The 24,867-nt window shown below is 45.2% G+C and carries 23 protein-coding genes; 5 read left to right on the forward strand and 18 right to left on the reverse strand.

All coding sequences use genetic code 11. The annotated features are described in order from the left end of the window. Window positions 1-49: 49 nt before the first annotated feature. The 5 genes from CN378_RS04220 to CN378_RS04240 form a co-directional block, all read right to left on the reverse strand. A complete protein-coding gene (locus tag CN378_RS04220; protein ID WP_098350687.1) occupies window positions 50-526 on the reverse strand; it encodes a MaoC/PaaZ C-terminal domain-containing protein in 477 nt (158 codons plus the stop codon). Window positions 527-1,001: 475 nt separating this feature from the next. Next, on the reverse strand, window positions 1,002-1,940 hold the full coding sequence (mdh, locus tag CN378_RS04225) for a malate dehydrogenase (RefSeq protein ID WP_098350688.1): 939 nt from the start codon (window positions 1,938-1,940) through the stop codon (window positions 1,002-1,004). 78 nt (window positions 1,941-2,018) lie between these two features. Further along, window positions 2,019-3,293, reverse strand: coding sequence for an NADP-dependent isocitrate dehydrogenase (gene icd / locus CN378_RS04230; protein WP_098350689.1), 1,275 nt, complete (start codon window positions 3,291-3,293; stop codon window positions 2,019-2,021). A 116-nt stretch (window positions 3,294-3,409) separates the two neighbouring features. Continuing rightward, entirely contained in the window at window positions 3,410-4,528 is a 1,119-nt protein-coding gene (citZ, locus tag CN378_RS04235; protein ID WP_098350690.1) for a citrate synthase, read from the reverse strand. A 324-nt stretch (window positions 4,529-4,852) separates the two neighbouring features. Then, window positions 4,853-5,311, reverse strand: coding sequence for a DUF441 domain-containing protein (locus CN378_RS04240; RefSeq protein WP_098350691.1), 459 nt, complete (start codon window positions 5,309-5,311; stop codon window positions 4,853-4,855). Between the two features lie 151 nt (window positions 5,312-5,462). Between CN378_RS04240 and ytvI the strand changes: the two genes are divergently transcribed. Then, the gene (gene ytvI / locus CN378_RS04245) at window positions 5,463-6,569 is read left to right on the forward strand and encodes a sporulation integral membrane protein YtvI (protein WP_098350692.1); all 1,107 of its coding nucleotides are present in this window, start codon (window positions 5,463-5,465) and stop codon (window positions 6,567-6,569) included. 491 nt (window positions 6,570-7,060) lie between these two features. Here the strand turns inward: ytvI and CN378_RS04250 are convergent, their stop codons facing one another. The 8 genes from CN378_RS04250 to dnaE all read right to left on the reverse strand — a co-directional run bounded on the left by CN378_RS04250 (window position 7,061) and on the right by dnaE (window position 18,189). After that, on the reverse strand, window positions 7,061-7,447 hold the full coding sequence (locus tag CN378_RS04250; protein WP_098350693.1) for an FxsA family protein: 387 nt from the start codon (window positions 7,445-7,447) through the stop codon (window positions 7,061-7,063). Window positions 7,448-7,723: 276 nt separating this feature from the next. After that, entirely contained in the window at window positions 7,724-9,484 is a 1,761-nt protein-coding gene (gene pyk / locus CN378_RS04255) for a pyruvate kinase (protein WP_098350694.1), read from the reverse strand. 30 nt (window positions 9,485-9,514) lie between these two features. Next, window positions 9,515-10,474, reverse strand: coding sequence for a 6-phosphofructokinase (gene pfkA, locus CN378_RS04260; protein ID WP_098350839.1), 960 nt, complete (start codon window positions 10,472-10,474; stop codon window positions 9,515-9,517). Between the two features lie 330 nt (window positions 10,475-10,804). Continuing rightward, window positions 10,805-11,785 carry an acetyl-CoA carboxylase carboxyl transferase subunit alpha gene (accA, locus tag CN378_RS04265; RefSeq protein WP_098350695.1) on the reverse strand — a complete coding sequence of 327 codons (981 nt, stop codon included), beginning with the start codon at window positions 11,783-11,785 and terminating at the stop codon, window positions 10,805-10,807. Further along, on the reverse strand, window positions 11,779-12,648 hold the full coding sequence (gene accD, locus CN378_RS04270) for an acetyl-CoA carboxylase, carboxyltransferase subunit beta (protein WP_098350696.1): 870 nt from the start codon (window positions 12,646-12,648) through the stop codon (window positions 11,779-11,781). The genes accA and accD overlap by 7 nt, the downstream gene beginning before the upstream one ends. A gap of 133 nt (window positions 12,649-12,781) precedes the next feature. After that, complete coding sequence (locus tag CN378_RS04275) at window positions 12,782-13,369, reverse strand: FadR/GntR family transcriptional regulator (RefSeq protein ID WP_483295051.1); 588 nt, start codon at window positions 13,367-13,369, stop codon at window positions 12,782-12,784. Window positions 13,370-13,437: 68 nt separating this feature from the next. Continuing rightward, on the reverse strand, window positions 13,438-14,676 hold the full coding sequence (gene ystJ / locus CN378_RS04280) for an NADP-dependent malic enzyme (RefSeq protein WP_098350698.1): 1,239 nt from the start codon (window positions 14,674-14,676) through the stop codon (window positions 13,438-13,440). A gap of 162 nt (window positions 14,677-14,838) precedes the next feature. Then, on the reverse strand, window positions 14,839-18,189 hold the full coding sequence (gene dnaE, locus CN378_RS04285) for a DNA polymerase III subunit alpha (protein WP_098350699.1): 3,351 nt from the start codon (window positions 18,187-18,189) through the stop codon (window positions 14,839-14,841). Between the two features lie 137 nt (window positions 18,190-18,326). Here dnaE and ytrH point away from each other — a divergent pair, with 137 nt between their 5' ends. Both ytrH and ytrI read left to right on the forward strand, forming a co-directional pair. Next, complete coding sequence (gene ytrH, locus CN378_RS04290; protein WP_034756917.1) at window positions 18,327-18,662, forward strand: sporulation membrane protein YtrH; 336 nt, start codon at window positions 18,327-18,329, stop codon at window positions 18,660-18,662. After that, window positions 18,659-19,162 carry a sporulation membrane protein YtrI gene (gene ytrI, locus CN378_RS04295; RefSeq protein ID WP_098350700.1) on the forward strand — a complete coding sequence of 168 codons (504 nt, stop codon included), beginning with the start codon at window positions 18,659-18,661 and terminating at the stop codon, window positions 19,160-19,162. The genes ytrH and ytrI overlap by 4 nt, the downstream gene beginning before the upstream one ends. 400 nt (window positions 19,163-19,562) lie before the next feature. Here ytrI and CN378_RS04300 read toward each other — a convergent pair whose 3' ends face one another. After that, entirely contained in the window at window positions 19,563-20,024 is a 462-nt protein-coding gene (locus CN378_RS04300; RefSeq protein WP_098350840.1) for a hypothetical protein, read from the reverse strand. A gap of 2 nt (window positions 20,025-20,026) precedes the next feature. After that, window positions 20,027-20,815 carry a hypothetical protein gene (locus CN378_RS04305; protein ID WP_098350701.1) on the reverse strand — a complete coding sequence of 263 codons (789 nt, stop codon included), beginning with the start codon at window positions 20,813-20,815 and terminating at the stop codon, window positions 20,027-20,029. 243 nt (window positions 20,816-21,058) lie between these two features. Between CN378_RS04305 and CN378_RS04310 the strand changes: the two genes are divergently transcribed. Both CN378_RS04310 and CN378_RS04315 read left to right on the forward strand, forming a co-directional pair. Next, the gene (locus CN378_RS04310; protein WP_098350702.1) at window positions 21,059-21,622 is read left to right on the forward strand and encodes a sigma-70 family RNA polymerase sigma factor; all 564 of its coding nucleotides are present in this window, start codon (window positions 21,059-21,061) and stop codon (window positions 21,620-21,622) included. Beyond that, window positions 21,619-22,638, forward strand: coding sequence for a DUF4179 domain-containing protein (locus CN378_RS04315; RefSeq protein WP_098350703.1), 1,020 nt, complete (start codon window positions 21,619-21,621; stop codon window positions 22,636-22,638). The genes CN378_RS04310 and CN378_RS04315 overlap by 4 nt, the downstream gene beginning before the upstream one ends. 47 nt (window positions 22,639-22,685) lie before the next feature. On the opposite strand, the gene CN378_RS04320 is transcribed toward CN378_RS04315, so the two are convergent. The 3 genes from CN378_RS04320 to CN378_RS04330 are packed head-to-tail and all read right to left on the reverse strand — an operon-like array spanning window position 22,686 to window position 24,865. After that, window positions 22,686-23,528, reverse strand: a complete 843-nt coding sequence (locus tag CN378_RS04320; RefSeq protein ID WP_179884810.1) for an alpha/beta fold hydrolase — start codon at window positions 23,526-23,528, stop codon at window positions 22,686-22,688. A gap of 2 nt (window positions 23,529-23,530) precedes the next feature. Further along, window positions 23,531-23,944 (reverse strand): GNAT family N-acetyltransferase, encoded by a 414-nt coding sequence (locus CN378_RS04325; protein ID WP_098350841.1) that lies wholly within the window; start codon window positions 23,942-23,944, stop codon window positions 23,531-23,533. 57 nt (window positions 23,945-24,001) lie between these two features. After that, entirely contained in the window at window positions 24,002-24,865 is an 864-nt protein-coding gene (locus CN378_RS04330; RefSeq protein ID WP_098350705.1) for a phosphotransferase family protein, read from the reverse strand. Window positions 24,866-24,867 lie beyond the last annotated feature (2 nt).

Genomic DNA, 24,867 nt, shown 5'->3' on the forward strand with positions numbered 1-24,867 from the left:
AATTCTTTTCACAGAAAAAGAGCTATGGTCACATAGCCCTCTGATGTCATCAGAAATTTTCCAACGCATGACTATTCATTTTTTCCAAGCGGTGAGGCGGACAAACCTTGATGGTCCCGTTAATGACCTTCTCATCCTCTTCATTTGTGGCCGATACTTGAATGGTTACCAAGTGTTTATCGGGATGTACTTCTGTCACTTCGAACAGGAACTGAACCGTAGCGTAATGGAAGACCGGCTTCGGAAATTCGATGTTTTGCTCTACGATATGGGAACCAGGGCCCGGTAGATACTTGGAAACGGCCGACGTAATGATCCCCGTCAACATGATGGACGGCACGATCGGCTTTTTAAACGGTGTCTGCGAAGCATAGTCGTGCTGGATGTATAATGGATTGGCATCGTTTGTGAGCCCAAGGTATAGAAGCAGTTCATTGTCTTCGATCTTTTCTGTCAGGGTCAGCTTTTCACCAACCGTCATTTCCTCGATTTTTCTTCCCAGTTTTCTCTTTTTCCCCAATAACATAAGAAGCACCTCCACGTATGTAAACGATTACAATTTTAAATAATAAAAATTGTTTTTATTGTCTGTCTATTAGTATTTTATCATTTTTAGGTTTTCCATACAAAGAATTTTTACGCGTGGGGAGGTAATTTCATTTTCTCTTTGAAATCTTTTTTTGATTTGGATGGTAGTGGTTGAATCTATAGTTGATTTTAACGGAGCGAGTGCTGGTTGATTTCCGCTGCAGGTGCTCGCTTTCCGCGGGGCTGGCCGTGAGCCTCCTCGGCAAGCCTGCGGGGTCTCAACTTTCTGAGCATGTTTTTTAAAGAAGCAATTAAAAATCAAAGTCTTTTATCAAACAAACTTAAATTAAGATGTTTGAGAAACCTATTTCTAATTTGTTGATAATCATTTCTTAATATTTAATTACCCAAACAATCATTACGAAAAAAACTGACCTCCCATATGGAAGCCAGTTCTGAAAACATTCTATCTATTAAGCCAATGAAGACATGACGTTTTTGACTGCGTCGGCTGAATTGGAGAGTGCCGCTTTTTCGTCTTCGGTCAGTTCGAGTTCGATGATTTTTTCGAGGCCGTTTCCTCCGAGGATGGTCGGGACACCGAGGTAGATGCCTTCGAATCCGTATTCGCCTTCCAGGTAGGCAATGGCCGGGATGACGCGGCGCTGGTCTTTCAAGATGGCTTCGACCATTTGGACGAGTGAGGCTGCAGGAGCATAGTAGGCACTTCCGTTACCGAGAAGTCCTACGATCTCGCCCCCTCCTTTACGGGTGCGCTCAACGATGGCGTCAAGACGGTCTTTAGGGATCAACGTCTCTAGCGGGATGCCTCCTGCATAAGAGTAGCGAATAAGAGGAACCATGTCGTCTCCATGGCCGCCGAGGACGAATCCAGTGATATCCTTGACGGACAGATTTAATTCCTGTGCGACAAACGTACGGAAGCGTGCTGTATCCAATACGCCGGACTGGCCGATTACGCGCTCTTTAGGAAAGCCGGATTCTTTGAATACGGTATACGTCATGGCATCCACGGGATTTGTCAGCACGATGATATAGCAATCAGGTGAATGCTTGACGATTTGCTGGGTGACTGATTTCATGACCTTTTGATTGGTCTGTACCAGGTCATCACGGCTCATCCCAGGTTTCCGGGCAATCCCTGCAGTGATGACAACGATATCCGAATCCTTTGTATCCTCGTAACTGGATGTGCCGATGATGTTTGCATCAAACCCTTGGACAGGGCTCGCCTCAAGCATATCCAGCGCCTTCCCTTTCGTTGGATCCTCGTTTTGCGGAATATCAACCAATACCACATCTCCAAGTTCTTTCTGAGCGAGCATCAGTGCCGTTGTCGCCCCGGTGAAACCCCCACCAATCACAGATACTTTTCTACGTTTAATGGCCATCATGATTCCTCCTATTCATGTCTTTATGTAAAGGAAGGAGTGCCTCTGTCAGAAGCACCCCATCCTTAGTCAAAATTATTATGCTTCCATGTTTTCGATTAAAGCAGAACCGAACTCAGAGCATTTCACTTCTGTTGCTCCATCCATCAGACGGGCAAAGTCATATGTTACCACTTTAGAAGCGATTGTTTTTTCCATTGATTTCGTGATCAGGTTGGCCGCTTCCGTCCAACCAAGGTGCTCAAGCATTAGTACACCTGAAAGGATGACAGAAGATGGATTTACTTTATCCATACCTGCATATTTAGGAGCCGTACCATGAGTCGCCTCAAAGATGGCATGTCCTGTTTCGTAGTTGATGTTTGCTCCTGGAGCGATACCGATTCCACCTACTTGAGCAGCAAGTGCATCAGAGATGTAATCTCCGTTTAGGTTCATTGTTGCGACAACATCGAACTCAGCTGGACGAGTAAGGATTTGTTGTAGGAAGATATCAGCGATTGAATCCTTCACGATGATTTTACCTGCTGCTTCAGCATCGGATTGAGCTTTATTAGCCGCTTCCAATCCGTCAGCTTCCTTGATCTTGTCATATTGAGCCCAAGTGAATACTTTATCGCCGAATTCTTTCTCAGCAAGCTCGTAACCCCAGTTTTTGAATGCTCCTTCAGTGAACTTCATGATGTTCCCTTTGTGAACAAGCGTTACGGATTTACGGCCTTCAGTGATTGCGTAATTGATCGCAGCACGTACAAGGCGGTTTGTTCCTTCTTCAGAAACAGGCTTGATTCCGATACCTGATGTTTCAGGGAAACGGATTTTGTTAACGCCCATTTCGTCTTGCAGGAAGCTGATTAATTTTTTCACTTCATCAGAACCTTTAGCGTACTCGATCCCTGCATAGATATCTTCTGTGTTTTCACGGAAGATGACCATGTCAGTATCTTCAGGACGCTTAACTGGTGAAGGAACACCTTCGAAGTAGCGTACTGGACGAAGGCATGTGAATAGATCCAATTCCTGGCGAAGCGCAACGTTCAATGAACGGATTCCGCCGCCGACAGGAGTCGTAAGTGGACCCTTGATCGCGATGAAGTATTCACGGATTGCTTCAAGCGTATCGTTTGGAAGCCATTCGCCTGTTTTGTTGAATGCCTTTTCCCCAGCATATACTTCTTTCCATGAAATCTTGCGTTCGCCTTTGTATGCTTTCTCTACAGAAGCATCCAGGACGCGTTGAGCCGCTGCCCAAATATCTGGACCCGTTCCGTCACCTTCAATGAATGGGACGATTGGATTGTTAGGCACATTAAGTTGGCCATTCTGGTTTGTAATTTTTTCACCTTGTGTCATTATGTAACCTCCATTTTTTCATTATCAAAGGGGATGACCCATAAGTTATGCATGTTGAGTCATTCCCCTTCTCTTATTATTACACCAATATTTTTACTATTTGTAAATATTGATGATTAACCTCTTTGATCAACCGGCACATATTCCTGCTTGCCAGGTCCCACATAATCAGCACGAGGACGGATTAAACGGTTGTTTGAATACTGCTCTAAAATGTGTGCCAACCAGCCGGATACACGGCTTACCGCAAAGATCGGCGTGAACAGGTCATGATCGATGCCTAAGCTATGGTATACGGATGCCGAGTAGAAATCAACATTTGGCGGCAGGCCTTTATTGGACGTAAATACGTCTTCTACCTTAACGGACATTTCGTAGTATTTACTTTGTCCCGTTAATTCAGTTAATTTCTTGGACATTTCTTTAAGATGCTTCGCACGTGGATCCCCTTGACGGTAAACACGGTGACCGAAGCCCATGATTTTTTCCTTCTTCTCTAACTTGTCCAGGATATATTCTTCTGCTTTATCGACAGAACCGATTTCAGTAAGCATCTTCATAACCTGCTCGTTTGCCCCACCGTGAAGAGGTCCTTTTAGAGCACCAATCGCAGCAGTGACACCTGAATAGACATCTGATAGAGTCGCGACGCAAACACGCGCTGTGAACGTGGAAGCGTTTAATTCATGGTCCGCATGAAGCACAAGTGCTTTATTGAATGCTTCAACTTCAACAGGCTCAGGATCTTTCCCTGTCAGCATATATAAGAAGTTAGCGGCAAAGCCAAGGTCCTTACGGGGTGCAACCGGTTCCTGACCGTTGCGGATGCGGGCAAAGCTTGTAACGATCGTCGGGATCTTCGCTTGAAGGCGAACGGCTTTCAAGTAGTTTTCCTTCTCTTCCATCACGTCTGCTTTGTCATCATATAATCCAAGTAAGGATACAGCTGAACGTAAAGCGGCCATTGGATGAACTTCTTTGATGTTATACATCTTGAAGTGCTCAAGGACTTCTTTAGGCAGTTCAGCGTTGGCTGCTAACAGCTCTGTAAATTCCTGAAGTTCCGATGCGTTAGGTAATTTCAGATGCCATAATAGGTAGATTACCTCTTCGAAGCTTGCATTGTTTGCTAAATCATCAATGTTGTAGCCAACATATGTAAGAGTGTCGTCAATGATCGAACTGATGGACGATGTCGTTGCTACAACTCCTTCTAATCCGCGAGTTGCTGTCATAATAACCTCTCCTTTTGTTAAGTATTTCTCTTTTACCCATTTTCATATGAGTATAAAACCCTACAAAACGATCAAGTAGTCTAGTAGGCTTGTTTAAAAAGAACGTAAAAAGAACGCTGAGCGATTGCTCAATTCCTATACAAAAAATGATTCCCGGCCCTTCCTATGATATCACGAGAGCTTGGGATGCGCTTACATTTCCTATTATAAACAATTATCTGACTTTTGTGAATGAAAACGCATCAATTTCTATAAAAATTATTTTTCTAGAAAAATAAACCATCGGATAAATAGGGATCGAACGCGGCGACCCCAGGTCATTCTTTACAGAAAGAATTCATAAACTTTCATGGCGAGATACGCGATGCCTGCGCCGATCAGAGGCCCCACGGCAACCCCTTTGAATAACGCAACAGCCAAGACGGTTCCAAGGACCAGTGCCGTCGTGAGATGAGGATCATCCTCCAATAGGATCAACCCGCTCTTTGCGATTAATGCGACTGCCATACCGGAAGCGAGGGCGATCCACGCATAAGGGGATTTCAATGAATCAAACAGATCCCTGAAGCCGATTTCACCCGTTGCAATCGGTGCGAGTACCGCGATCGTAATGATGGTGACCCCCCAATTGATGCCTTTCGACTGGATCGTGGCGAATACTTTTTCGTCAAGGCCCACTAGCCTCAGTACGATTAAAAATGCTACAGCTATAATAATGGATTGATTTTTCGCAATCATACCGATTCCGAGTAAAAGCAGTAAAAACATGAATGGCTGTGTCATATCTTTTTCCTGCCTCCTTCTTATGTACTCCAATCATTATCCTACCATATCAACCTTTCAAATCTTTTATAAAAACCACCTCAAATTAATCTTCCTTTCATTTCCTGTCTCCTATAAAATAGAATTACTAGACCCGGTAGGAGGGAAGCCCTTGAATTTAGACTATGTTTATCGAACGATCCGTTTTCTGGTCGTTGTAGCGATCATCATTCTCTCATTGATTTCACTCTATTACATATGGAAGCTTGCATACCCATTCATCATTGCCGTTGCCATTGCATTGCTGATCAATCCACTGGTGAACGGGCTTGAAAAATGGCTTCCGAGGATATGGGCAGTGACCCTTTCCCTCATTCTGATCGTCGCCATATTTGCCGGACTCATCACATTATTGATTGCCGAAATCGTTTCCGGTGCCAATTACTTAGCAGAAGAACTGCCTAAGCATGTTCAAACCCTTGTTACATATGCAGAGGACATCATCGTCGGCCAGGTCATCCCGCTTTATAATCAACTCGCCGGTATATTTAAAAACCTTGAAGCCGGACAACAGGATACGATACTCGAAAATATCCAGACTGCCGGAACCAAGATTGCCACATCCGCAGGCGATTTCCTGCAAAACTTTTTCACCAAATTACCTCAGCTGATCTCGTGGATCCCAAATGCCGCATCCGTCCTGATATTCGCCGCATTGGCGACATTTTTTATCAGTAAGGATTGGTATACATTATCTGCTAAAGCAGAGAAAATCATTCCCGGGAAAGCCATGAGCAGCGGAAGGAAAGTATTCATCGACTTGAAACGGGCCCTGTTCGGTTTCATCCGGGCCCAATTCACGCTCATCTCGATCACAGCGATCATCGTCCTGATCGGGTTGATCATCCTGAGAGTAGATTACGCAATCACCATTGCCCTTGTGACAGGTCTCGTTGACATCCTGCCGTATCTCGGGACCGGAGCGGTATTTGTGCCATGGATTGCCTATGAATTCATCACAGGAAACGTCGGCCTTGGAATCGGGTTGTCGGTTCTCTACTTGGTCGTCGTCGTCCAACGGCAGATCATGGAGCCGAAAGTGTTATCATCAAGCATCGGGCTCGACCCCCTCGCCACATTGATCGCGCTGTTTGTCGGTTTTAAATTAATTGGATTTTTAGGTTTGATTGTTGGACCCGTGGTACTCGTGATCCTTTCCACTTTAAAGCGTGCAGGTGTGTTTGAGGATACGTGGAAGTTCATAATGGGAGTAAAATAGCATGAAGCACTGCTCATCATTGGTAACGAGTTTAAATTAGAGGTGCAAACATCGTAGATCAATGCACAAGGTGTGGAATAATGATTAGAAAGCGTGTGCATGCTTGGTGATTTCGTTAGTGGCTTATTTCGAGAGATAGAATAAGCGGAGTTATTACGGTTAACCTTCAGAAATGAGATTGAATCGAGGTAAATAGGCGGAGTTTTTCCGTTTAAGTAAAGGAAAATCCCACTTTTCCGTATTTTATGAGTAAATAGACGGAATATTTCCGTCTATTCAACTTATATTCAGGACTATTTTCTCAATAAGCGGAATTTCTCCGCTTATTTATCGGACATGCTTTAGAATCTCCCAATTTTGTACAACTTACAGGTGGTTTCTATAAAAAAGGCTTAGAGATACTAGTATCTCTAAGCCTTTTTGGATTGTGAATTTTACCGTATTGCACCTCACAAATAAACCCGTTATCTTCACTGTGCAGTGCTTTGTCACTATCTGTATATAATGACATTCCCATTATTGATCCAGCGTTTGAATAACCGGTAGATGAATGGTTTGAACATTTTCCTTGTGGCAGGCAGCAGTAATAAGAAACCAAGAGCATCCGTAATGAAGCCTGGCGTCAATAGAACGACCCCTCCGACAAGGATGCACAGTCCATCCATGATGGCATCTCCCGGAAGCTGACCATACTGCATATCCCGCTGGGCCTTCCGTATCGTCTCGATTCCCTGCTTCTTCGCAAGGTACGCTCCGAGGATACCGGTCGTAATGATCAATAACACGGTCGGAACAAGACCAATGGCCTGTCCGGAAAGAACCAATAAGCCGATTTCAAGGGCCGGTATAATAATCAAAAGTAATAGCATATATCTCATGATGGATTCCTCCATTTGATTTAGAGTGCTTGCTTCAATCTATTATAGCATATTAGAGAGTTTGTGTATTATGTGAGGGAATTTAGGTGAGGCAGCGTCAGCTTTGTTTGCGGCAGTTGGAGTCCATGTTCCGGCACTTTCGCCATCCGTTAAAACTGATTATCATCAAACTTGTGCCATAGCCTTAAATCCACACCCAACCGAAACACCATACCACTAAATATATACAAAAAAACCAGAGCCCGCAAAAGGCTCTGGTTCCCCTCAACTATCTACTTACAATACACTTGCATACCCGTTATAAATCACGCCATGTGTCGCATCCACCGTGATTTCCTGGCCATTCTTGAATAGGGAAGTGGCATGGTCAACACCGACCACGACAGGAATTCCAAGGTTGATTCCGACTACTGCTGCATGACTTGTCAGTCCGCCTTCTTCCACGATCAGTGCAGAACACTTCTCCAGGGCAGGCATCATTTCTTTATCCGTGCCGATTGTCACGAGGACAGAGCCTTCAGTCGTATTCTTCACGGCTTCTTCAGCAGAAGTCGCGACAACAGCTTTCCCGTAAGCCGATTTACGTCCGATTCCTTGACCTTTAGCAACGATGTCACCGACTACATGAATTTTCATGAGGTTCGTCGTGCCTGATTCACCGATTGGAACACCAGCTGTGATGACAATGCGGTCTCCGTGCTTTGTCATGCCTGAGTTGACGCTCTCTTCTACTGCCATATCAAGCATTTCATCCGTAGTCGTCACTTTGCGGCCGACAGTCGGGTAAACGCCCCATACAAGTGCCAGGCGGCGTGATACAGAGTCTGTACCCGTCACAGCTACGATTGGTGCTTTTGGACGGTATTTAGAGATCATGCGTGCCGTGTGACCACTCTCAGTTGGAGCCACAATCGCATTCACATCAAGATTAAGAGCTGTATAAGCAACGGATTGACCGATGGCATCCGTCATGTTGTGCTCGCTGTCTTTGCTGCGTGAAGATAAGATCGCGTTGTAATCAAGGGCCGTTTCTGCTCTTGATGCGATGTTATGCATTGTTTGCACCGCTTCTACAGGGTACGAACCTGCTGCCGTCTCACCAGAAAGCATGATCGCATCCGTACCATCAAAGATGGCGTTGGCTACGTCACTTGCCTCCGCTCTTGTCGGTCTTGGGTTGCGCTGCATAGAATCAAGCATTTGAGTCGCTGTGATGACAGGCTTACCAAGTGAATTACATTTCTTAATCAGCATCTTCTGTACAAGTGGTACTTCCTCCGCAGGGATCTCAACACCAAGGTCTCCACGTGCAACCATCAAACCATCGGATACTTCAAGGATTTCATCGATATTGTCTACACCCTCTTGGTTCTCGATCTTAGGGATGATTTGGATATGAGACGCATTGTGCTCTTCCAATAATTGACGGATTTCCAGAACGTCTGATGCACGACGTACGAATGAAGCGGCAATAAAGTCTACACCTTGTCCAATACCGAATACGATATCACTTGCATCTTTATCCGTGATCCCCGGCAGGTTTACCGATACCCCAGGTACGTTTACACCTTTTTTGTTCTTAAGTGTTCCACTGTTGGCAACATATGTGTGGATTTCACCGTTCGCTTTGTCGATTTCCGTTACTTCCAAACCGATTAAACCGTCATCAAGAAGAATTTTAGAACCAACGTGAACATCATCGATCAATCCTTCGTATGTAACGGAGAATTTTTCAGTTGTTCCCAGTACTTCCTTCATGGAAACGATGATGTTTGAACCTTGAGTTAGTTCGATGGCACCATCTTCCATATTGTTCGTACGGATTTCCGGACCTTTAGTATCAAGAAGGATTCCGACTGTTTTTCCGGCTTTTTCCGCTGCTTCACGGATATTGACGATACGCTGACCGTGCTCTTCATGGTCTCCATGTGAAAAGTTCAAGCGGGAAACGTTCATTCCGGCTTCGATCAGTTGTGATAACTTCTCTACACTTTCACTGGCAGGACCGATCGTACATACTATTTTCGTTTTTCTCATTTTCTTTACCTCCTGAAATCTTACAACAATTTAGATTGAAAGCTCTTTGGAAAGTCTGTACATGTTCAAGTCAATTTGATGTGGCTTGGCAAGTGCTTCAATGATATCGTAATCAACTAGTTGATTTTTCTCAATTCCTACCGCTCTGCCGCCTTTTCCGGCTGACAATAACTCAACGGCATGCGCCCCTAAGCGGCTCGCTAATACACGGTCTGCAGCAGTCGGCGTTCCACCCCGCTGAATATGACCAAGAACGGAAACACGTGTATCCATTCCCGTCGCTTCAGTGAAGCGGTTCGCGAATTCATTTCCTGACATGACCCCTTCTGCGACAATGATGACGCTGTGCTTCTTCCCGCGTTCCTGACCTTTTTTCAAGCGGTTCACGACATCGTCAAGGTCGAATTTCTCTTCAGGAATCAGGATCGTTTCAGCTCCACCGGCAAGTCCCGCCCATAAAGCGATATCCCCTGCATTGCGTCCCATAACCTCGATGATGAATGTTCTCTCATGGGAAGTCGCCGTATCGCGGATTTTATCGATCGCATCGATGACAGTATTCAGGGCCGTATCGAATCCGATGGTATATTCTGTACCCGGGATATCATTATCGATTGTACCCGGTACACCGACACATGGGTAACCCCATTCCGTTAAGGCTTTTGCCCCTTGGTAAGAACCGTCTCCACCAATGACAACCAAGCCTTCGATACCGTGTTTCTCTAATTGCTCGATACCTTTTTTCTGTCCTTCTTTTGTCTTGAATTCTTCACAGCGGGCAGTATACAGCATCGTTCCGCCGCGGTGGATGATATCGCCGACGGAACCGAGCTCAAGCTTCTTGATGTTCCCGTTGATCAATCCATTATACCCTTGATAAATGCCGTACACTTCTATGTCCATGAAGATAGCTTTACGCACAACTGCACGGACCGCTGCATTCATCCCTGGTGAATCTCCACCACTTGTTAATACACCAATCTTTTTCACTTCGATCACCTCATTAAGAAATATGCCTTTATATGTAACTGAATGGTTCAACTTGTTAATCGTTTCACATACATCAAAGAAAAGGAAAATTCCAGGTTTCATTCATTACATTATTATGGACCAATAGACTTTGGATTATTTCTAAAATAACACGAAGATTCAAGGTTCTCAACAAGTTACCAGCAGGAAACGCAAAAGACGAAATAATCTATTAAATGGAAGCGTTTTAATTGTTAAAACCTTCAAAATATCGTCACAAAGCCCTTCATTTGTGCGAAAGAATGAAAAAGACTGACAAAAGGTTTTTCCTATTTGTCAGTCCATCGTCTGTTATGATTTTACCCCGATTAAATCATTTAAAACGGAATATTCACCCATCGCTTTGAATTTTTCATAACGATGCTGGATCAATTCGTCCTTTTTCATCGGAATCAGCTCTTTCAGAGAGGCTTTCAGGACATCATTGATATACTTCGCCTGTTCCTCCACACCCTTATGTGCGCCGCCTTTGACTTCCGTAATGATTTCATCGATGATTCCAAGCTCCTTTAAATCCGGAGCTGTGATCTTCATGGATTCAGCCGCGCGTTTTGCCTGGGTCGAATCCTTCCATAGGATCGCCGCTGCCCCTTCAGGTGAGATGACAGAGTACGTGGAGTTTTCAAGCATATGAATATGATTTCCCACTCCAAGTGCCAGGGCACCACCACTACCGCCTTCACCGATGACGATGCAGATGACCGGGACAGTCAACCCAGCCATTTCAACAAGATTCCGGGCAATGGCTTCACTCTGACCGCGCTCCTCGGCCGCTTTCCCAGGATACGCACCCTTTGTGTCGATAAAGCAGATTATCGGACGGTTGAACTTGTCCGCCTGCTTCATCAAGCGTAACGCTTTCCGGTATCCTTCAGGATGAGGCATCCCGAAGTTCCGGCGGATGTTTTCTTTCGTATCTTTCCCTCTTTGGTGACCGATGATCGTCACTGGGACATCATGAAATTTCCCTACTCCCGATACAATCGCTTCGTCATCCCCATATAGGCGGTCTCCGTGCATTTCGATGAAGTCCGTAAAGAGATACTTGATATAATCAAGGGTCGTCGGACGCTCCGGATGACGGGCAACCTGGACCCTTTCCCACGGCTTCATGTTTTCGTAGATATCATCTTGAAGCTTTGTGAGACGGTTCTCGAGCTTCTCGATTTCCTTTGATAAATCGACGTCTGAATTCTGGGTGAACTCCTTCAGCTCGGCAATTTTCTTCTTGAGCTCATATACAGGCTTTTCAAATTCCATCTCATTTACCATGGCAGATCACCGTCCCACTGATGTATATCAAGTACTGTCCCGATCTTCTCTTTTAGTTCGAGTCTCGAGATGACTCCGTCAAGTTGTCCGTGTTTGAGTAAAAATTCGGATGTCTGGAAGTCTTCCGGCAGGTCTTCCCGGATCGTCTGCTCGATGATCCTTCTGCCTGCGAAGCCAATCAGTGCTCCCGGCTCGGCAAAATTATAGTCACCGACGGATGCGAAACTCGCCGATACCCCGCCTGTCGTCGGGTGCGTCATGATCGAGATGAAGAGTCCACCGTTCTCGCTCAAGCGGTTCAGGGCTACGCTGGTCTTCGCCATCTGCATCAAGCTAAGGACGCCTTCCTGCATCCTTGCCCCGCCTGAAGCGGTGAAGATAATGAACGGGACCTTCCGTTTGTCGGCTTCTTCGATGGCTCTCGTGATTTTCTCTCCGACCACGGATCCCATGCTTCCCATTCTGAATCGGGAATCCATGATGGCTGTCACCACTTCGATTCCATTCACCTTCCCGGATCCGGTCAGAACGGCTTCATTCATCCCCGTCTTCTTCCGGTCCTTTTCCACTTTACTCTCATAATCAGGAAAGTTCAGGGGGTTACCTGAGGTCAACTCCTGGTCAAGCTCCTTGAAGGTGCCTTCATCTATAAAACTATCGACTCTCTCAGGTGAGCTCATGCCATGATGATATCCGCAGTGGATGCACACCTTTAAGTTTTTTTGAAGTTCTTTCGTGTACATGATTTTTTTGCAATCAGGACATTTCGTCATGATGCCTTCCGGAACGTCATGTTTGGCCGCTTCAGAAGGAATCGTTGCATATTTTTTCTTTTTTGATTTGTTAAAAAGTTCCTTTAGCAAGGTGAAACCTCCTTACCGAATGACAGTATCTACCTTCAGCAGGGAATATTCCCTTCCATGACAGCTGCCCATTCGCTTCTCTATAGTAAATGCATGATATAAAACTGCTTGACTATCAGTTTAATGGAAGTGTTTAAAAAAAGATGTTGGAAATTGTCGCGTCTTCATCGACAATTTTCCTGACCCTTTTATACGTCTCTTGCACAGTCTCTTTCTCTTGTTGATCGATGCCGTGAAGCATCCCGATCACCTCTTCTTTCATAGGTGCCGTCAGCTTCTTCTCACCGCAGATCAAGGTTTCGAAATCATTCAGGATATTCCAGATGCGCTGGGATAAGAAATTGGAGCTCATCATCACGATTTCCCTGAACACATCGTCCAGGTTCTCACTTTCAGAGAGTTTCTCCCGTAAGGCATCCATTTTCTTTTTCTCTGAAAACAGGGCCTTCAACGCTTCTTTTTCTATCATCATCTTCGTCTGAAGAATGTCTTCCTGGGCCATATCGTCCTGCAGGATGAACATGCCGAGAAGGTCGATCAGATGATGATCCCTGAAATCCCTCAAAAAGGTACCTTCCCCCCGGCGTGTTTCAATCAGTCCCAACAGTTCCAGTGCCCGTAGTGCCTCCCTGACCGAAGAGCGCCCGACATTCAACCGCTCGGACAGCTCCCTTTCGGATGGGATCTTATCTCCAGGCTGAAGCCCGTCTTTTGTTATCATTTCTCGCAATTGGTGAACAATTCCAATATATACCTTAGCGTGAGTATGGAGAGAGTTCACTTCTGTCATCATTCACTCTTCCCGATTACCGCTAAATCTTCTGTCTTCTTACGGATTTCTTCCGGGTCCACCTTTAAGCGGGCAACCCCGGTTTCCATGGCCGTTTTCGCTACGGCAGCTGCAACGGCTGGTGCTACACGCTTATCAAACGGAGCGGGGATGACATAATCAGCGTTCAATTCGTCTTCCGTGATCAAATCAGCGATCGCTTCAACGGCAGCCTGCTTCATTTTTTCATTGATGTGAGTCGCACGTACATCCAGTGCCCCCCTGAAGATCCCGGGGAACGCCAGGACATTATTGACCTGGTTAGGGAAATCAGAACGTCCTGTCCCGATTACCTTGGCTCCCGCCGCTTTCGCAAGCTCCGGCATGATTTCCGGTACCGGGTTCGCCATGGCAAAGATGATTGGATCCTGTTTCATGGAAGAAACCATCTCTTCCGTCAGAGCACCGGCAACGGATACACCGATGAATACGTCGGCATCCTTCAATACTTCCCCTAAGCCGCCCTTGATATGGTCACGATTCGTAAACTTCGCCACTTCATCTTTCGTGCTGTTCATCCCTTCAGGACGCCCTTCATAAATCGCACCCTTGGAATCACACATGATGATATCTCTCACACCGTAACGGTAGAGAAGCTTAATGATGGCCATGCCGGCTGCACCGGCTCCGTTCGCCACGACCTTGATTTCGGACATTTTCTTGCCGACGATCTTAAGGGCGTTCACAAGTCCTGCTACGGTCACGATGGCCGTACCATGCTGATCATCGTGGAAAACAGGGATATTCGTTTCTTTCTTCAAGCGCTCTTCGATTTCAAAGCAGTTCGGAGCAGCGATATCTTCAAGGTTCACGCCACCGAACGTTGGCTCTAGAAGCTTGACGGTTTCAACGATCTTGTCCACATCAGTCGTGTTCAAACAGATCGGGAATGCGTCGACTCCTGCAAAGCTCTTGAACAGCACCGCTTTTCCTTCCATGACAGGGAGAGCCGCTTCCGGTCCGATATTCCCAAGACCCAGAACAGCGGTACCATCTGAAACGACGGCGACCATATTCCCTTTCATCGTATAATCATAAACCGTTTCAGGCTTGTCATAGATCACCTTACAAGGCTCCGCCACCCCGGGGGAGTAAGCCAGACTCAAGTCATCGGCGTTCCGGACTTCCACCTTGGATTTAGACTCTAATTTCCCTTTATTCACTCGATGCATATGCAGAGCTTCTTCACGTAATGACAAATTGACTCACTCCTTCTGATTCTTTTACATGCTATGGTTCGATCCGTTCTCAGACGAATCCTCTAAATGTAAAAATATATAGTAAAAATAATAAGTTCAGAGGTGGTCAGACCACCTTTTTCTATTAAACAATAATATAAATATGGATTTTAGTAAAGTATGTTATTGTAATATGACATTTGCCTCACCAAGAATTCGGTACAATTCCCTAAGAGCCTCCTGTGACGGACTGATGCGCAGATGGTCCGATAGTCTTACACTCTTTTTTTCCTGCTCATAGTAAACGATGACCGGGTTCTTCCCTATGAATCGCTTGATCGTTTCATGGATCCTCTCCATACAGGCTTCCTCATCCTGATCCACGGCAATTTTCAAATAAAGCTTCTGGCTGCTCTCTTTAACCCTGGCCTGCACGTCCTCCATCGTCTCCAGCTGGTTCACGATGAACTGCAGCTTATCATTTCGATCTTCTACATTACCCCCAAATAGGAGGATATTCCCTTCTTTTAAAAGAGGCATGTGGTTTCGATACACATTCGGAAACACCACCGCTTCCATCTCTCCGCTTTCATCACCGATCTCAAGGAAGGCCATCACTTCCCCTTTTTTGGTCCGGATGGATTTCACGCTGGTGATATAACCGCCCAACGTGATTTTCAATCCCTTCTGAAGATCGGCTATTTGCTGCAATCCGAGTTCCTTAAACAGGGGCCGATAGGAAGAAACCGGATGATCCGATAAGTAAAGACCAAGGACTTGCTTCTCAAACTGAAGCTTCGTATCAATCGTCATCTCTTCCACTTCGACGTATTTAGGCTTCAACATAAACGCCTCTTCTTCATGAAACAAGTCAGGATCATCTTCAGGATTTACAAGCTCTGCATGCTGAGCTGCGACATCGAGACTCGCAAGCAATGTAGCACGATCAATCCCGAATTCATCAAACGCCCCTGAAAGGACCAGATTCTCAAGGATCTTCCGATTGATTGTTTTCGACGACACCCTCATGCAAAAATCAAACAGATCCTGAAACGGCTTTTCTTTTCTCGCACGGATGATCTCCTTCAATGCTGCCGCTCCGATTCCTTTAATCGCGCCTATGCTGTAGCGGATCCGATCTTTTCCTTCCACTGTAAACACAAACTGACTGTTATTGATGGACGGAGGCAGGATCTCAATATCATACTGTACGGCTTCCCTTATGTATTGAGCCACCTTCGTTTCATTCCCTACGACGGACGTCAGGAGTGACGATAAGAAAAACGCCGGATAATGGGCTTTCAAGTAAGCCAGCTGGTAGGCGATCATGCTGTACGCAACGGCATGTGACCGGTTGAAACCATAATCGGCGAATCGGACGATCAAATCATAAATCGTATGGGCGACGTCTTCCCTATAGCCTTTCCCGATGGAGCCGGAAACAAAATGCTCCCGCTCCTGATCGAGGACATCCTTCTTCTTCTTGGAAACGGCCCTTCTTAGGAGATCCGCTTCCCCTAGGGAGAATCCCGCCATTTTCGAAGCGATCTGCATGATCTGCTCCTGATACACAATGACGCCATAGGTCATTTCCAGAATCGGTTTCAGATCCGGATGAGGGTACTGCACCTGTTCTTTCCCGTGCTTCCGGTTGATATACGTCGGGATATTCTCCATCGGACCCGGACGATACAAGGCGTTCACTGCCACGATGTCTTCAAAGGAGTTGGGCTTTAGCCGTTTTAATACATTCCGCATCCCTTCCGATTCAAGCTGGAAGATTCCATTCGTCTGCCCTTTACTCAACAGCTCGAACGTTTGGGCATCATTCATGGGAATCGATTCGATGGAGAACGATTTATCCGTCCCAAGCTGCACGTTCTTCACGATCCGTTCCAATATACTCAAATTGCGGAGTCCAAGGAAATCCATTTTCAACAAGCCGATTTCTTCCAGAATATCCATAGAGAACTGGGTGAGATGAATGCCGGATGAACTTCCCTGTATCGGTACCCACTGTACTAATGGTCCTTCACTCATCACGACTCCCGCCGCATGGGTGGAGGTATGCCTTGGAAGACCTTCGAGCTTGCAGGCCGTCTGAAACAATTTCTTATAATGATCAGAGCCCGTCACAAAGTCGCGGAACCCCTTCGACTTTTCATACGCTTCTTTCAAGGTGATCCCCAGCTGATTCGGCACAAGCTTGGATAATTGCTCCTGCTCCTTCATATTGAGTCCGAACACCCGTCCCGTATCCCGGAGCGCCGCTTTGGCTGCAAACGTTCCGAACGTGATGATCTGGGCGACGTGAAGACTGCCATATTTCCCTTCCACATATTCAATCACTTCGTCGCGCCGGTGATCCGGGAAATCGATATCGATATCCGGCATGGTCACCCGTTCAGGATTCAGGAATCGTTCAAACAGCAGATGATGCTCCAGGGGATCCACGTCTGTAATCCTGAGGGCGTAGGATACGAGGGAACCAGCGGCCGACCCCCGTCCCGGTCCGGTCAGGATCTTTTTTTCCTTCGCGTATTTCATAAAATCCCACACGATCAGGAAGTAGTCGCTGAACCCCATCCTGCCGATGACTTCAAGCTCATAATCGAGCCGCTCGATGTACTCATCAGTTACCGTTTCGACCCGCTCGCTTAACCCTTTTTCACAAAGATGGGTCAATTCCTCGAGGGCGGTGACTCCTTCAGGCAGAGGATATTTTGGAAGGAGCTGTTGATGAAAAGGAATGGTCAAGTGGCAGCGGTCCGCGATCTTCATCGTATTTTCAAGGGCCGTGACGTGATCAGAGAATAATTCCACCATCTGATCTTTGTGTTTAAAATAATACTCCTGTGACCCCAGCACATCCCGGTCATCCTCTGACAGTTTCACTCCGTCGCGGATCGCCCCCATGCACTCATGGGCAAAATGATCTTCCTGATCGAGGTACTGCACATCATTGGTCGCTACCACTTCCGTCCCAGTCTCTTCTGCCACCTGCTGGAGTAAGGGGATAAGGGTATCCTCTGCCGGAATCCCGTGCTTTTGAATACTTAAATAAAAGGAGTCCCGTCCGAACACCTGCTGATAGGTGCGGATACATTCTGTTGCTTTTTCTCTTTCATCATTCAATAGGTGGGTTTCAATCTCCCCCACGACTCCAGGAGTGATGGCAATCAGACCCTCGCTATAAGAAGCGAGCCACTTCAACGGAAGCCCGTCCTTCGACTTCGCCCCGATGGCACTCGAGATTTTTAATAGATTCTGATAGCCCGTTTGATTTTTCACAAGGAGAACAAGGGGATGGGAGCCTTCCTCTGAGGCAATATCTGCGGTCAATCCGATGATAGGCTTAATGCCTTCTTTTAAACACGCCTTATAAAAAGGGATGGCGGCATACATCATATTTTTATCGGTTAAGGCAAGCGCCTTATACCCTGAATTCTTCGCTTTATGTACAAGTCCATTTATCGAAATCGTGCTAGACAAGAGACTATAGGCACTCGCTACTTGTAAATGAACAAATGACATGTTATGCACAACCTTTTTCTCAATATACCTTTATTATAGGTAAGAAACCGAAAAAAAGAAAATATGTTCTCCCTCATATCTTGTCCCCGAATCCCATATAGTTATCGTAAAGACACGTAATAGATGGAGATGATGAAATGGCGGAAGCTTTCTTTCCGGAATTATTCAAAAGCTTCTTTATCGCTATGGGGGTACTGCTCGGCGGTTCACTGCTCGGTGGATTGGCCTCGTTTGCCATGGGGCAGCCCCTGTTCATTGAAATGAGAAGACTATCCGATTTCCTGCGCATCTGGGCCATCATCGCAGCGATCGGCGGCACATTCGATACAGTGTACAGCTTTGAAAAAGGCTTTCTGAACGGGGAGACGAAAGAGCTCTTCAAACAATTCCTCTGGATCCTGTCTGCTCTCGGCGGGGCCAACACGGCTGCCATGATCATCACCTGGCTCACCCAGGAGCATATGCCATCATGAGGATCCCGCCCTTTTACAGGCTTCCCTCCTGGCAGCGGTTCTTTGCAGGGATGGTCGTGGGAGGCATCATCAGCTGGATGATCTTCCTCTTCATGTTCGGCACCATGCATGAAAAACAGGCCCTGAAGATTGCCGAACAGAAGAACGATATCAGCAAACTCAAAAATACCCTGTCCTACTTACAGGAAGAATACAAACAACTGAACAAAGAAAACGAAAACGAACTCACCATCCAGGAAGTCAAAGTGAAAATCATCAACAACACGAAAACAAAAGTGGAATTGCTCAGTATACACGAAACCGAGGACCGGCTGAGCGAAGACTTGCGGAGCCTGTTGACCAAAGACCTGGAAACAGTGTACGGAAATAAGGAACTCATCAAGAAGATCATCGAAAATAAAACCGTCAAATTGAATGATAAAAACTTTCGGTTGAAAGTGAAGGAAATGTACTTCTATACGACCACGCAGATTACGTTGGAGTTGAGGTATGAGGAGTGAAGAGATTAGTTTTGTTGTGAACCTGTCGAGTGGCAGGTTCTTTTTTGTTCGATTGGTGCACTATTTTATTGAAAACGACATTTGAAGCTTACAATTTCCTTTTACCTCCCGTCTGAATCCCTCTTTTAACAGGGATTTTGGGTTAGACTTTATCTACTCTTTCACCGTGATTGCGTCATTTTCCACCACAATTGCGTCAAAATTTTATTTATTGCGTAATTATTTTGATAATTGCGTCAAAAATCATTTTAATTGCGTCATTTACCATAATAATCCATTTCCTCTCTATGCCTTCCAATGAAGTGATCGAAACTCCACGTGCCTATCCCAATGATGAAGACGGGCTCTATTCACAGGGATCACCTGACCTTGTATTGGTACCAAATAGAAAAATAGACTTTCACTTTATGACTTTCGCTAGTCCTAAAGCTAGATGCTCCCAAAGGATTTTCTCGACGATCTGAGATTTTGTTTCGTCACACTCCACAATGAGAATGACTTCAGATTGTTTTCCCTTTAATCTATCCGTTTCCCGATTGTTGACAAAGACAAGGAACAACCGAATCACCAATCCAACCACAAAGCCTCCGATTGCACCAATTAACCCCCAATAGATGGGACCCCACTTCAGTTCAAAGCCGATGCTAGCCGTGACGACCGCAGATGCCGTGGCCAGAGGCATCGCAATATCAATAAGGGATAATCCGTCGGACCGGTGCAACGTATCAAATAGTTTCCTGCTTTCTTTCCGATTATCAAGCGGGACTGCATATATATCTTCCTTTTTGATCCCTATTTTCTCTAAATTTGCGATAGCGATTTCTAAAAAGATATGATTTTCGAAAGTTGAAAACAATTGCATCGTCATATACGTTTTTTTCCTTTCAGAATGTGAAATGTTCTTTTTTGATAATGTTCTTTTAAAAAACGCCTCTGTTCTTTCTCGTAAAGTTTATTATTTTCGACTGTATTCATATAGGCATCGACTATAGCAAACCCATACAGGGAGGGAAACATCAGCAACCACTCAGGATTCAATACCTCAGTCGCTCTTTCGATTTCCCCCATAAAAAGCAGTGATACTCCTTCCAACATGTGAGAGTAATAAAAGAACACAACACTCCAAACGATCACGACAAGGGCCGTCACGATCCGATGAATGTAAAGCTGTCCTAACCCAGGCATAAATAAGGACCATAATGCTGCTAATAAGGGGTTTCTTTTATCTAAATAATTCATTTCCAATGCCCCGATACTAAAGGTGTTTATTTTGTGATCCTCTCGTTCAGAGAGAATATACACGTTATTCAAATCCACGGTCGTGCGGTAGCTATCCCAGATTGCAAAGATGTAAACAGGAATATATATCAAGAGCCAACGGGTATCCAATACCTCTTTTGCCATAGGTACGTTCCCCTGGAAAGAATAAATCATGGCCAGGTTGACGTGGGCTTTCAGATTTATCACCACTTCCCAAGTCAACAAAAGGTATCCCCTTATATACTTAGAAAGCAATAAATGGCCAAACCCCGGAAAAGACACTGACCACCATGCAATAATATACGGGTTCCTTAAATGTATTTGGGTAGTTCCAAGTATACTGACATGAGCGGTGTATCTCCTTGCAGTGTTATCGTTCGAATAATTATCCAATAAGAGCCCATCCCCAAAGTTCAATGATACTTTTATTTTTCCATACTTTTGAAGATTTATGATAAATGTTTCCTTAAGTCCTGGATTCTAGACGAGCCCAACCGCCATAAATACATATATACTGATCATAGTAAACTATTCTTTCTTATTTCCCCATCACTCAAAAAAAACATGAGAATAACTCCAACATCCATTCGTTGTACATCATGTAAAGGCCTTTCAACCATATAAGGAGCGAAGTAAATGAAAAGTTCACCCACCAATTTCATTAAAAGGTTAAAAAAGAAAAAAGAAGATGCATTGGAATATGTGATTGACGCTTATATGCCGCTTGTGAAAACCATTGCTATGAAAATACTGCACAATCGAAATCGCCTGGATGTCGATGAATGTATCAACGACGTATTCCTGACCGTCTGGCAAAATGCCCATCAGTTTAAAGGAGAGCCTGAGGACTTCAAAAAATGGATCGGGATGATCACGAAATACAAAGCAATCGACCGATACCGGCAGGCAGAAAAACGCCACACCCGTGAGCAGTCGGACAAATCCCTTCTTCAAACAGAAAGTCCTCTCGAAACCGATACCTCTGTACTGCGGTGGGAAGAAAAAAATGAATTATTAGCTGCGATCAGTCAGCTTGAGGAACTGGACCGGGATATTTTCGTGATGAAGTATTATTTAGATCTAACCAATAAGGAAATTGCGGACCAACTAAACCTTTCAAAAGCGGCGGTGGATAACAGTTTATACCGTGGAAAGAAAAAGTTAGCGTCAAACGTGAAATTAAAGGAGCGACTGGTATGAGCATGAAGGAATGGATGGAGTTGGATATAGATTCACTTGAGCTCGAAGAAGTGACAGATTTGGAAAAAAAGCGTGTGAAACAGCATGTACTGAAGAAACGCGAAAAGAAGCACGTATGGAGAAATATCGGGGTGGCATCCGTTATGCTGATCGGTATCTCCACTGCTGCAGGTTATGCCTACCCTTCCCTGGCATCGCAGGTTCCTTTCATGGATGATGTTATACAGTATTTCAGTAATGACGAGACATACAAAGAATTTGACGAATTCTCAACTGACATCGGTCTGACAGAAACGAGTAACGGTGTGACCATCCTGATCGATGATGCCGTATATGACGGCACGAATATTACCGTCTCCTATGCGATCGAAACAGATAAAGACTTCGGGGAAGACATTCACAGTGGAGGTCATTGGTTTGACATCAAAGGGGCGAATGGAAGCGGCGGAAGCAGTCAACTTACGAAGATCAGCGATAACCGGTATGTCGGTCTGGCCACCATCACCCCAAGCTTTAAACGCGGTGAATTTCCGGAAAAGGTGGAGATTACATGGGAACCAGAGAAGCTTTACAGCACGTCCAATGATGTAGAGGTCGAGGGGGATTGGTCCTTCGCCTTTTCACTGAAACGTCTGGAGGGAGACGTAAGGCTGGTAAACGAAACAACGAAAACAGAAGACATTCAATTCACTTTAAAATCCGTTGAGGTCACTGATGTTTCAACGGTGATCGCATATGAGCAGGGAGTATCAGACTCACTTCTCGAAGAGTGGTCGGAAGTATCACCCGTGTTCAAGGTGACGGATGACCTCGGTCATGTTTACTTGGATGGAACGGGTGGCGGCGGATTCTCAAAGGATGACGGAAAAACGCTGGAAGGAACAACGGCTTTCGGCACCATACAGGAAGGAGCCACTAAGCTCATTATCGAGCCCGTTGAAATCGCCAGTTTTGGGTCCGGAAAAGGACACACCGAAATTCAACTCGACAGAATCGTTATTGATTTAGAAGAATAAATGATCACTCCCCTATTCAAGTTGAAGTTCGGACTTTTATAGGGGATTTATTTATTCATCCACTCACGAATTTCTCTCGCCACTCGTTCAGGAAAATCCCAATGCACATTATGTTTCGTATTCTCGATCCCAACTACCTTAACCTTCATGATGGAATTCTGCATTTTCTCAATGGCTTTCTGCCTTGCAGGATCTGAGACGGGAATCGTAGCATGAAAGAATAACACAGGGCACTCAATCTCTTGATAGGTTGTGGAGCACGGTTCATGATAAAAAGCTTTGATCGTCGCCAAAAGACTGTCCCGGTCCGCTCTCAACTGGTAATGGCCATCCATCACTACAAAGTTTGAAGAAATAATCCCTTCTAGCTGAGGATCCCAAGGTCTTGTCGTGTACTCCTGATAAATCTTCACTACATCAGCCCAGGACTGATACCTGCTGAAATCTATGTATTCTGCCCAATCCGAAAGAGCTGTTTCCTCCGTGTATCCCTCAACCATTTCAGGGAACACATACCCTCCGTCTATTAAAATAAGTCCCTTTATTTGATGAGGGTATTGCTTGGCGATATGAAGTGACAGATCAGCTCCCCAGGAATGCCCCAATACATATACGGGTTCAGTCGTAAATTTGGTGATGACGCCCATGATCCGTTTTGCAAGTGATGAAAAAAGGTAGTCTTCATCGCTTTCCAAAGGCTCAGTTTCTCCGTGCCCCGGTAGGTCCAAAAGAATGAGATGAAAATCGTTGCGGAGATATCCTGCAAGTTCAATGAAACTATTGGAGTCTCCTGTCATTCCATGCAGGCATACAAGAGTGGGTAGGTGTTGGTCACCTATTTCATATGTTGTAAAAGTGTGGTGGTCTAACGTAAATCTTACTAGATCCATATTCACCCCTCCCATATCCTTTCACACCTAAACCGCTCGACCCCCGGATACTTCTCCCCTAAACTCTCAACCTCAAACCCTATCTTTTTATAAAACAACACCGCATCCCGATCCGTTTCAGCAACCATGCTCGATATGGAATAATTCTGGATGGTATTATCCAGCATCTTTTTACCAACACCCGCACCACGGTGGCCTGGCATTACGGCTACGAGTTTAATTTCACACCTGCCATCTTCCAAGAACTCGACCCCAATACATGCAACGATTCCCTCACCTCTCCTGAATCCAAATAGCTTACGCCTGTTAGAGTGAAGGTAAGAAGCATACTCTTCGTTTACTTTCACATGGGAGGTTGCGAAGGACAATAATGTCTTGATGTCAGGGTGAATACATCTCGAGACGATTTCTTCCATGAGCTCATTCCTCATAAAATATCCCCTTCTCTATTTTCCATTGCCAATATGTTTTTTTCATCTATACCCCTTCATCCCATTCTCAAATGCTTCCGGATCATCATTCTCAATTCCGTGGAGTGCTTCCTGCAATGCAAAAGTCCCCCGGTAAAAGTTTATTCTGTCAAAAATTCTATCCCCATTAGGATACATTTCCAGGCAACTTCTGACGAAGTGTTCGCCGTAACTGGATAATAGTCCGGCAAAGTCATAGGCGGGATCCCCCACTTCCGATTCACCAAAATCGATGATTCCGGCTACTTCATTCCGCTCCCTATCCCAGAGAATATTCGATGCGCCAAAGTCTCCATGTGTGAGGACCGGTTCGAAATCCAGAAGTTCACTTTGAGATAAAAACGAATCAAAATGCCTGCTGACTTCAAGCTTAGCTTTCTCATTCATATGGGGAAAGAGTTTTTCTATGAATCTTTCGTATAAGTCTTCAATCGAGCTCCGAATATCAGCGATGCTTTTCTTTTCAATCTCTAAATCTTCGACAGACCGGGAGTGCAATTCAGTTAGAAATTTCACCAATTGGGTAGCAATTTTCAGACTATGTTCTTCATTGTCTTTAAAGACTCCTGACCATAAAGGTTCCCCTTCAATCAGCCTGTATCCCGTAAATACTTTTCCCACTTCTTCGGGCTCCATGGATTGGTAAAGGGGGTATGGGACCGGCAATGAGAGGTTTCCCTTAATACTTTCCAATACGCTCGTTTCTTTCTTCAACTTCCTGATCCCTTCCACATACTTCGGAAATCTGAACACGAGGGAATCGTTAACGATCAGAACATCATTATTCTGCCCGATTTCATTCACTTCACATGAGGTGATCTCAAACTCAGGGTAGACTTCTCTAATTCTTTTTTCATGAATGGACACTG

Source organism: Bacillus sp. AFS015802 (assembly GCF_002561455.1).
Taxonomy (GTDB): Bacteria; Bacillota; Bacilli; order Bacillales; family Bacillaceae_B; genus Rossellomorea.